Origin of the sequence: Vreelandella glaciei (genome assembly GCF_013415125.1) — a bacterium.
Classification (GTDB): domain Bacteria; phylum Pseudomonadota; class Gammaproteobacteria; order Pseudomonadales; family Halomonadaceae; genus Vreelandella; species Vreelandella glaciei.
This window is the reverse complement of sequence record NZ_JACCDE010000057.1, coordinates 1-10,702: the sequence shown is the minus strand read 5'-3', so window position 1 is coordinate 10,702 and position 10,702 is coordinate 1. Positions and strand designations below refer to the sequence as shown.

General features: G+C 55.5%; 8 protein-coding genes. 5 read left to right on the top strand and 3 right to left on the bottom strand.

The genetic code is table 11. The features are described from left to right. Nucleotides 1-36 precede the first annotated feature (36 nt). Nucleotides 37-231, bottom strand: coding sequence for a hypothetical protein (locus HZS80_RS22615; RefSeq protein ID WP_179917395.1), 195 nt, complete (start codon nt 229-231; stop codon nt 37-39). 415 nt (nt 232-646) lie between these two features. Here HZS80_RS22615 and HZS80_RS22610 point away from each other — a divergent pair, with 415 nt between their 5' ends. The 3 genes from HZS80_RS22610 to HZS80_RS22600 are packed head-to-tail and all read left to right on the top strand — an operon-like array spanning nt 647 to nt 5,409. Next, nucleotides 647-4,468, top strand: coding sequence for an AsmA family protein (locus HZS80_RS22610; protein WP_179917394.1), 3,822 nt, complete (start codon nt 647-649; stop codon nt 4,466-4,468). After that, a complete protein-coding gene (locus HZS80_RS22605; RefSeq protein ID WP_179917393.1) occupies nt 4,468-4,785 on the top strand; it encodes a BON domain-containing protein in 318 nt (105 codons plus the stop codon). Before HZS80_RS22610 ends, HZS80_RS22605 begins: the two co-directional genes overlap by 1 nt. 39 nt (nt 4,786-4,824) lie before the next feature. Further along, a complete protein-coding gene (locus HZS80_RS22600) occupies nt 4,825-5,409 on the top strand; it encodes an exopolysaccharide biosynthesis protein (RefSeq protein WP_179917392.1) in 585 nt (194 codons plus the stop codon). Nucleotides 5,410-5,467: 58 nt separating this feature from the next. On the opposite strand, the gene HZS80_RS22595 is transcribed toward HZS80_RS22600, so the two are convergent. Continuing rightward, nucleotides 5,468-6,664, bottom strand: coding sequence for a toxic anion resistance protein (locus HZS80_RS22595; protein WP_179917391.1), 1,197 nt, complete (start codon nt 6,662-6,664; stop codon nt 5,468-5,470). A gap of 124 nt (nt 6,665-6,788) precedes the next feature. Beyond that, on the bottom strand, nt 6,789-7,730 hold the full coding sequence (locus tag HZS80_RS22590) for a cobyrinic acid a,c-diamide synthase (RefSeq protein WP_179917390.1): 942 nt from the start codon (nt 7,728-7,730) through the stop codon (nt 6,789-6,791). Nucleotides 7,731-8,067: 337 nt separating this feature from the next. Between HZS80_RS22590 and HZS80_RS22585 the strand changes: the two genes are divergently transcribed. Both HZS80_RS22585 and HZS80_RS22580 read left to right on the top strand, forming a co-directional pair. Continuing rightward, on the top strand, nt 8,068-9,690 hold the full coding sequence (locus tag HZS80_RS22585) for a BCCT family transporter (RefSeq protein ID WP_179917389.1): 1,623 nt from the start codon (nt 8,068-8,070) through the stop codon (nt 9,688-9,690). 449 nt (nt 9,691-10,139) lie between these two features. Then, a complete protein-coding gene (locus HZS80_RS22580; RefSeq protein WP_035563928.1) occupies nt 10,140-10,364 on the top strand; it encodes a BBE domain-containing protein in 225 nt (74 codons plus the stop codon). Nucleotides 10,365-10,702 lie beyond the last annotated feature (338 nt).

Genomic DNA, 10,702 nt, shown 5'->3' with positions numbered 1-10,702 from the left:
TGAGTCGCTCGCATCATCATGATGGCGGCTCGGTCTTCAGCAGTGAGATGGCGATAGCAGTAAGTCATAGCAACACCGTACCTGATGGGTCACGTGTTGCACTTGCTCATTGAGACCGCCGGGTTTCACGCTCTCTTGCTGAGACTGGGTTTGCTGAGCATTCGCTTGTAAAGCGGCGGCAGTGGCCGTTACTGCTAACGTGGTGACACAAACATTCCGTTTGATCGACATTTTCTATCTCCCGTCTGTTGGTGTATTTTCACGTTAGAAAAGAGCACTCTTTCTGTAAAGCGTACTGCTTTAAGCGTTACCGAACCGCAGCAACTTAACTTACAGCTCTCAATCAGCTCCCAAGCCGCTGATATTAAATGACTTTAAAATAAAAACAAAAATATCTTCGCCCCTTTTGCGTATTTTCTCTCAAATTAGTCAGGCTGTTTTTTTAAAAAAAGTTATTAAGTCAACATCACTCTTTAATCTTGCTTTAAATTATTTATTAGTAGCCTAACAAAAATAGCTTTAACCATTATTAACCACATAACTCAAATGCAAATACTTACCTCAGCGACTACATTAATAACATAAGTGCAAGTAGTATATTAGGAACATTGTTCCGTATTCAGCTTATCAAAAGGTAGCCAATATAATGCTGCATCGGGATCCCAAACGTCTAAGGCGATGGTGGATGGTGCCGTTCATCGGTGTCGCGCTTATCATGGTTACCTTAGCGTTAATGCCCTGGAATTTTTTAAAGCCTGTCATCACTGACCGTATCGAGCAGGCAACGGGTCGCTCAGTGGCGATCCACGGTGACGTGGAAATAAGCCTGTTTCCACATCCTCAGCTTGCGCTTCATCAATTGGAAATAAGCAACCCCGATTGGACTACCGCTGACCACCTGTTGACTGCCGAGCAAGTCACATTGAAGCCCTCGCTCATCGATTTGCTGCAAGGCGAATTGACGCTGGAGAAGCTGAATTTTTCTGGTTCGACACTTAACCTGGAGCAGCGCGACAACGCACCCGCTAACTGGGTATTGGTCGATGAGCGAACCACTCAATCAGCGCCGGCAGAAAACGACTCCTCTTCTTTTTCAATGCCCTCTCTAGCAGTCTCCGACTCAACGGTGCGTTATTGGCGAGCCAATGCTGACAGCCCGCTATCGGTAGCTATTTCGTCCCTTCAAACACAGGCGAGGGACGAGACTTTACGCACACAGGCGACCTTGAACGTTCAACAACGAGACATTGAGCTGAAAGCCCAAACGGATACCGTCGCTGCGTTCCTGGATGAAACCAAGGGGTTCAGCGGCGACATTTCTCTCAGCGCTGGCGAGAGTCAGCTGACCACGACATTCGAGCTTCCCCAAGCGCCTTCATTACAACGCTTTCAAGCGAGTGGCGAGCTTAGCTTGCATCAACTTCGCGATTGGGCAGAATGGTTCAAACTGCCTCAGATCGCGCTTGAAAACCTTGAAATAGCGGCTGACCTAGAACGTCAAGATAACCAGTGGCGATTACATAACGTGGATGCCTCCACGGCCAACAGCCAGCTCAGCGGTGAACTCGCGATAGATACGTCCGGTGAAGCGCCCAGCCTTGACGGCCGCTTGCATACTTCGACAGTTGATGTGGCTGCTTTACGGTCAGCCTTGCCAGAAAGCGGGGAAAGTCAGGGCCTCTCGATACCCGTACTACCGGCCGTGCGTGGAAACGTATCAATCGCCGCCGACCGCCTAATTCTCAAACAAGCAACGCTGCTTAACCTGCAAGGGACGCTCGAGCTCGCTGATCACTCGGTCGCCCTCACCCCGCTCACCTTCGACATCGCGGGCGGCCATGCCCAGGCAGATATCGCGCTCACCAGCAGTCCCGAGAGCGTTCAAGCCGACGCCCAGATAGCCTTAACGCAACTCGATCTCTCGCAAATCGATCAAGCACTGCCGCCGGGTAACCTTGTAAGCGCTGATATTTCGCTTGAGCTTAAGCCCATGGAACAGCGTCCTACGCTAGCCACCGAGACCCTGCTTACCCACCTGCACATCGGCCACGCACGGTTTGATTATCAGCATCAAAACGCAGACACCCATCTTGAAGGTACCCTCGCGGCCAGCGAAGAACAAAATCCGCCTGAGCTACTGCTTAACGTCAACGGCACTTGGCGTAGTAAGCCATTGGAATTACAGGCCCAGGGAGCGCCATTAACGCGCTTATTGGATCTGGAAAACACCACATTGCAGCACGATTACCCGCTGCACGTCGATGCCACTTCCAACGCTGTCCGGGTGCAGGCGGAGACCACCTTGGCATCGCTACTATCGCCCCAAACGTTTGCCGCCGACATGACCCTCACCGCCGACAGTGCACAGCCGCTGGAAAACTGGTTCGGGCCGGTGCTGCCTCCACTGCCTGGCTTTAGCCTTGCCGGCGAGTTGGTACGCGATCACGATCAATGGAGCGCCATAGGCCTTGCAGGACGCATTGGCTCGACCCAGGTGAACGGCAATATCGAAGTGCTCAGCGCCGAGCGGCCGGTGGTCGAGGTGGATCTTGAAGCCGGGCGGATCCAGCTTGCTCAACTGATAGAAAGGACGACCCCAGCCGAGAGCGAAGGCGCAGAGAACGAATCCTTCCTAGCGCCACTGCGGACCTTCGAGGGGCGACTGTCGCTTAATGCCAATACGCTAGTGTTACCCAACGGCTTGGCCCTGAACGAATTGACGCTCGCCGCCAACCTGGAAGCAGGCCAGCTGGAAGCCGAATCGGTTCGGTTTCGCCTGGGTGACGGTTCGCTTAGCGCCAGCTTAACGCTGGATGCAGCGCAGTCACCTGCGTCGGGGCATCTTGATATCAATGTGGATAATATGGCCCTATCCAGTCTGGGCGGCACCTTCACGCCCATCGAAGATCGGCTCGGCAGAGTATCAGGGGAACTCCATCTGGAAATGAGCGAATCGCTACCAAGCGAGAGACGTGATGACCTGCTGTTGCCGTTCATCGGTCGCCTAAAGTTCGAACCCTCAGAGCTAAGTTTCAGTGACCCGCAAGCCGACACTGACTTGACGCTAAGCATTGAAAGCCAAGCGCAAACGTTTCACATGCAAGGCGAAGGTCACTACGACAGTGCCCCCGCCTCTTTTAACCTACACGGCGATCCACTGCTTAATGCGCGCGACCCGAACCGCCTCTATGCGGTGGACCTCGAGGCAGATATCGTCGATACGCACATCCGTTTAGACGGTACGCTTCTGCGCCCCCTGGAACTGGAAGGGCTGAATCTTCAGCTCGCTCTTGAAGGGCCGAACCCCCAACGCCTGAGCCGCCTGCTAGGCATCTCCCTGCCGCAGCTTCCCGCCTACTCGGTCACCGGCGAACTTGACCTGGAAGACCAACGTTGGACCTTCACCGATATCCAGGGCGTCATCGGTGGCAGCGATCTCAATGGCCATCTGGCACTCGACACAAATGTAAGCCCCCTTCACGTGAGTGGAGAACTCAGCTCAACACATCTCAATATTGAGGACCTGGGCTTGCTCGCAGGGGAAACCCCAGAGGAGACCAGCAACAAAGACCGCTTCATCTTGCCCGACACCGAAATAATCACCGAAGCATGGCAAGGTGTATCGGCAGATGTCAGCTACCGGGGGCAATCGGTGCGTGCCGACGGTATTCCACTGAGTAACGTGGTTATCGATTTTGTGCTTAAAGAGGGGCGGGGGCGCTTTGAGCCCATCGGTTTCGGCGTCGGGGAGGGAAAGGTTGATCTCATACTCGATTTGAACACTAAAACTCACCCTCCCAGCGGCACGCTGCAAGTGGAAGTGCAGCGAGTGGATCTCAACGCTGCCTTACGCCATTGGAATCTGGCTGATGAGAGCGTGGGTATCATCGGAGGGCGCGGCAAACTTTGGATAGAAGGCTCCTCGATTGCAGAGTTGCTGGCCTCGGCCGACGGCGGCGTAGTTTTACTGATGAACGACGGAAGACTCGACGCCTTGCTGGTGGAGATCGCGGGGCTTGATGCTGGCCAGACATTTCTGAGCTGGGCGCGGGGACGCGACCCGATCCCGATTGATTGCGCTTATGCTGACCTCCAAGCAAGGGACGGCGTTACCCAGTTGGATACGTTCGTGGTGGATACCGGCGACACCACGTTCACCTTGGGTGGCCAAGTGGACCTGAATACGGAGCGCCTGGATATCAGCATCATCGCCCATCCCAAAGACCCCAGTGTCTTTGTCGGGCGTTCTCCGCTTCACTTGGGTGGCACCTTCGATAACATCGAAACGGGCGTGCACCGCGAAGCACTGGTGATGCGTGCGGGCGCCAGCGTGGCGCTGGGGGCCCTGACTGGCCCAATCACCGCCCTCTTACCGCTGGTAGAGGTGGGCACAGGCCCCAGCATGCAATATTGCCAAGGATTAATCAGCCGTTCTCGTGACGCCATTGAAGAGGGGGATATGGAATAATGCGCCCATACCACTGGTTCAATAGCAGGCTATTGGGCTGTCTGCTGTTAATCTTATTGCTGGCTGGCTGTGCAGGCTCGCCGGTCAATGAATCAGCAAGACTCGAGCAGCAAGATTCTCTCGCAGCGGTTCAAATCAAGGCTAGGCTTCTCGAAGCAATAGAGCTGGCTGGCTCGGCCATTGATGTGGATCTGGAAGGTGATCGAGCCATTCTGAGCGGCTTTGTTGAAACGTCACAGCAGCGTGACCGGGCCGAAGCCATCGCGCATGAACAAGATCAGGTGAAGACGGTGGAAAACAACATTACCGTTAAATAGGAAGGATTGATTTTAAGGCTCATTACGCGGAGACCAGGGATGAACCAGCCGTTGCAAAACCTCGAACAACTGCTTGATCGAGTGGGCGAGTTAACACACCACAACGATCGCGTCTCAATCGAGATGGTCGTCGAATCGATTGGCAGCCGTTCTTTTGGGCCGCTGTTGATGCTGATTGGCATCACGTTATTCTCGCCGCTCAGTGGCGTACCTGGCATGTCGTTCTTTATGGCGTTGTTCGTGTTGCTGGTAGCCGTACAGATGCTGATCGGTCGGAAAAAATTTTGGTTGCCCCATTTCATTCTCGACCGCTCAGTTGAGCATAATAAACTGCAGAAAGCGCTCGACTGGCTCAACAAGCCAGCGCGGGGCATAGACCGCGTTCTTAAACCACGATTAACGTTCCTAGTACATAGAGGGGGCAGCTATGGCATTGCCGTGCTGTGTGTCATCGTCGGTCTGTGTATGCCGATCATGGAACTGGTGCCCTTTTCTTCCTCGGCTGCCGGGCTGGCTTTGCTGGCGCTAGGGCTTTCACTGGTGGCCCACGACGGGTTACTCGCCCTATTGGCGTTTGTTATCTTCGGCGCCACATTCACGCTTATCGCTGTCAACCTACTGTGATTGATCCCGACAGCAGCACTATGAGATAACGCGACACAAGAGGCTCCTTAATGACGCATTAGCTGGGGGCTTGACCGTCCTGTGGTTGCGATTGGCTACCCTCGCGGAGGCGCTCGATGGAGGCGTTTCCCTGCTTCGCCAAGGTCGCCAAGCGGTCGATTTGCTCATCCAGCCGGGGTAAGGCCTCCTGCCGATAGCTTGAGAGATCATCGATCGCGCCCATCACCTCGCTGAAAGCTTCCTCAAGCACTTGCATATCAAGCATCGCGGAGGAGGCGCGCTTTTGAATATCTACCCCTTGCTGACGCAGCGCCTTGGCGGTCCCGCCAATCATCTGCGACGTGGTAGTGTTAAGGGCTTCGATGCGGTCCAGCACCAGGCGTTGGTTAGCCATCGCCATGGCAACGGTCACCGCCACGGTAAGGGCTGAAACAGTGACGTTAATGGCCCTGTCTACACCGCGCATCAATTCCCGGTTATTGCGGATGATGACCTCTAGCGCCAGCACGCCCTGCTGACTCACCGCCAGTTGCTGTTGGAGGTCGACAATACGCTGGCGCAGGGGAAAGAGCAGTTCCTCCTCAAGGAAGTGACGCCGCGGATCATCGGCATCGCGAGCGGCGATCTCGTCCTGCAGGCGGCTATCAATCAAACGGCCCAGCGCAATTTGGCGGTTCAACTCAGCAAGGATTTTATTTAAAGCCTGCTGGTCATCGCTCAGGGTAACGTTGTCACGATGTAGCATATCGTGACCGCCTTTCAACTCCTCGATAATCGCGTCTAGTGCCTGCTGAGCATTTTCGAACTTCTGAAAGTAGCGCTGCAGGCGGCTGTCGACGCCGGGAATGAGCGCCATAACACGATCCAGCGCGCTCGGCGCTAGGCGATGGCGAGCGGGATCGAGGCCTTCCATGCGCCCGCGCAGATCAACCAGCGCCTTAGCGACTGGACCACCTTCATCGCCCTGATGAGCCAACTGACGCAGCGGTGTTTGCAACATGGCACTACGATGCGCGGCCTGCTGCTGCAACTCAAGCCCCATCTCGTCTACGGCCCGGCGCTGGCGAGCGATAGATGCCTCGTCATTCTCGGCGAGGATATCTTCGACAAAGCGGCCGGCCATCGCCTCAAGCTCAGGGTCGATGGCACGCTCATTGGGGTCGTCCGATTCTTCCTGGTTAGCCCCCAGCTGACTGGCAATCTCGTCCACCGGCGGCAGGGAGAGGCGACGTTTGTCATCGGGTTGCTGAGCCATAAACATCTCCTGAGCTATTGAAAGAAGCCATTGTGAAAACCGCAGGGCACCATTTGCACTGAACCATTAACCCAGAACCATTTACCCAGAACTTACGGCACAGCAGCACCGTCAGCTGGATTAATTAATCTTTGCGCGTATAACGATCCGCGCCTTCGACGAAGCGGCGTAGATCCTCCAGTGCCTTCTCGGTGGTAACCGACGCCTGTGGGCGCGCTGTTTCGATACGCGCCATGGAAACAGCAGTATCGTCGAGCACGGTCAGGGCCGATTCAATACGGGCGGTAAGTTTATTCAGCCGATGCTCGGTCTCTACCAGTAGATCCAGGCGCCGCACCAGGGCGGCGCGCTCCTCCTCGCCCAACTGTTTGCCCTCTTGGGTCAGGCGACTACGCACGTAATTACCGTCTACGCTAACCACCCCTCGCGCCTGGGACGCCATAGATATCAGCGTATCCACCGCGCCGAGACACACCTGCGTGACCAGGCCACGCGAGCGCTCGAAAGCCAACTCGCCTGTGTGGAATCTGCCGCTCAGCACGTCCATTACATGGCGGTAGCGGCTATAGAGGCGATCCGCCTGAATGGCAAGATCGGGGCGATGCACGTCGAGCAGGCTCTGCTTGGCCCGGCACATGGCGAGTACAAGATCATCGGCCCCCTCTGGCGGCCGTGCAGAGTCGAGTACCGACACGCCGGCCTCATAGGCCTTGCGCTCCTCTTGGGCACGCCGCTTGCGTACCGCGGCCACTCGTTGAGCTTGCTGGCGGCGCTCGCGGCGGCGGGCCAGCCAGCCGCGCAGTGTTCGCTCGACTGGCAGCGCCACAGGAATAGCGACAATACCCGCCAGCCAGCCAAACAGGCTGGGGCTGAAACCGCCCCATAGAGAGGTTAGCCACAGCAGCATGCTGATAAAAGGAACCAGCAAGCAATAGCGGAAGATGACCTGCAGACGGCTGGGAGCCAGCACCGGAAGCGCCAGACCAGGGTTGAAAAGGCCGACCAATAGCCAGGGCAGGCAGGTCATAAACAGGCCATAGGAAAATCCCTGCAGGAATCCCAACATTGATACGGCTATCCTTCATTCATGAAACGCAAACACCAAGTGTAGAGTAACTGAGATGGCCCGCTCAGCACCAGTTGGACACACTCCTGTGATTCTCTGAAGTCGGCCGATATCAATTCTCTTGGGTGCTTTGATCAGCGCGGATGAAACATGTTGCAAAACACCTGCACTACCGAACAGCAGCCTATGGAGAAGAGGTGCTTCTCTTTGCCCAGCTTGGCGTAATCGACCGATAACTCCTACGTTGTTTTAAGGACTGGTTGTAAAACCGGTTATAAAAACTGTTTATAAGAACCGCTTATAAAAACAGTCTGTAAAGACACCGGGAGACGTAACGATGGATGCACTTGCGCGAAAGCTGGGCCTCAAGACGGATCCCACTATTTTTTTCACATCGGCAGGGATCATGATCCTTTTCCTTGTGGCGCTGCTGATTGCGCCTGGCCCTATAGGGGAAGCCTTCGGCGCGGGGCGGCAATGGATCGTTACTAACCTTGGCTGGTTTTTTATTTTTGGGGTAACAAGCTGGGTGGCGTTTCTGCTGTGGGTGGCAATAAGCCGTTTCGGGGCAATACGCTTAGGTGGCAATGATGCGAAACCGGCCTATACCAACGCCTCCTGGTTCGCCATGCTGTTCGCTGGCGGTATCGGCACGGTACTAATGTTCTGGGGCGTGGCCGAGCCGATATCCCACTTCGCAACGCCGCCACGGCCGGGTGTCGAGCCCTTCTCGGTGGCCGCCGCCGATGATGCCATGAGCTTTTCGATCTACCATTTGGGCCTACATACCTGGGCAATCTTCGCCATGCCGGGGTTGGCGTTCGCGTACTTCATCTACCGTTACAACCTGCCGATGCGTTTCAGCTCGGTCTTCTTTCCACTGCTGGGCGAACGTATTCACGGCCCTATCGGCAAAACCCTGGATATCTTTGCCGTGCTCGGCACGTTGTTTGGCGTGGCGGTGTCTGTCGGCCTGGGCACCCAGCAGATCAATGCGGGGCTTACGGAACTGTTTGGTGTTCCAGACGCGGTGCTGCCAAAGGTAGTGATCATCGCCGTCCTGACCACCGTCGCCGTGGGGTCGATCATCGCGGGGCTGGATTCAGGGGTGAAGCGGCTCTCTAATATCAATATCGGGATGGCCGTTGGCCTGCTGCTGTTTGTGCTGTTTACCGGCTCAACCGTTTTCCTGTTACGTGCCGTTGTCGAAACCTTTGGCCTCTATATAACGAACCTGCTGCCCATGGCGTTTTGGAATGACACGCTGGCACGCTACTCCAGCGAAGGCGGCGCCTGGGGGTGGCAAGGTAGCTGGACAGTCTTCTATTGGGCCTGGACCGTCACCTGGTCGCCGTTCATTGGCATATTCGTAGCGCGGATCTCTCGCGGTCGGACTATCCGCGAGTTCGTACTCGGCGTGCTGTTCGCCCCTTCCATCTTTACGCTGATCTGGTTTGCGATCTTCGGCTGGTCGGCGATGGAGATTGACGGAATTGGCCCCGAGGCGCGGGCAGCCCTGGGTGATCAAGCCGGTACTTTATCCGCCGCCGTGGCCGAAAGTATTCCCCTCGCCATGTTCGCGTTTTTCGATAACTTCCCCGCCGCTACCTTGATTCAAGGCCTAGCGGTGGTGATCGTCGCCATCTTCTTCGCCACCTCATCAGACTCCGCCTCCCTGGTCGTCGATATGCTGTGTACCGGCAGCGCAGACCCAGGCCCATGGCATCAACGTGTTTTTTGGGGTGTCTCCGAAGGCATGCTGGCCGCCATGCTTATCGTACTGGCAGGCGATGCCGGGCTCACCGCACTTCAAGAGGTGATCACCGTGGTCGGCCTGCCGATGTTTATTCTGGTGTTTATCATGATGTTCGCCCTGTACCGCGGCCTCTCCCATGAGGATCTGAGCGAAATTAAGGTAGGCACCCCACCCAAGCAGGAAGACCTAAAGCCGGAAGATTAGGTGGTATAAATTAGGGAGCTCTGAACCTGACATTCGATGCCGCTGTACCGCATGGGCCGGAGCAACGGTTAAAAAGCACCATTAAACTGCTCTCCATAATTCTTTACGACAATAAAGGTTAACGTCGCTTTGCTCGGATATAAATATTCACATAAACATGTCCAAATAAATAAGCGGCCTTATTGACAGGCGTGACCATACTGCGATTTGAGACTGGAGAAATATTCTAATGCGGCCACTGTGAGGCATGCGGCTAATCCCCAGCCACATTGTCTTCCTCACTACCCCGTTCGGCGGTGCCTTCTGCGCACCGCCGAATCCACTTAACGGTGGTGCGCAGAAGGCAGCTTACGTCAACCGCAATCAAGGAGTTCAAGACCGGTTTCGCAGGAAGTGTCCTCCTTCCTGATAATCCTCAATACGACCAAGTGCGCCAGGTATGGAATGCCATGATTGATCGCAGGCCTTCCATGTTGGCTCGCTGCACGTCACCTGCCGATGTCGTTCACGCCCTGAACTTCGTACGCCAACACAACGCGCCTTTCTCCATTCGTGGTGGCGGGCACAACATTGCCTTCGCCTATGGCGCGAGCTATGAGCGACTGGTGGCAATCAAGAAGCAGTACGACCTGGAAAATCTCTTCCGTATCAACCAGAACATCAGACCCGCCTGAGCTTTCCCCTGATCAACAGCGTGGTGACGATTTGCTCGGAGGGCTCCAGATGGCCAAAACGCCCGCTGGCCGGATCGGTAGCCTGATCACCTGAGAGTACTAACATCCGCTAGCGCGCTATGCCCTTTATATCCAGGCCATGGAAATCTTCATCAACTCGAGCTGGGAATCAAGCGACAACTGCCTAGCTACGCTTCGCCACATTGCCAAAGCAATATTCCTGAATCCGTGAAGCCGGCGCCGACACTTTCCCTATCACCGCCAGCGAGCACTTTTTGATCATTCGCCCCGTGCAAGTTGGCTTTCGCAAGCCCGTTATTGCCAAAACCCACCGTGCT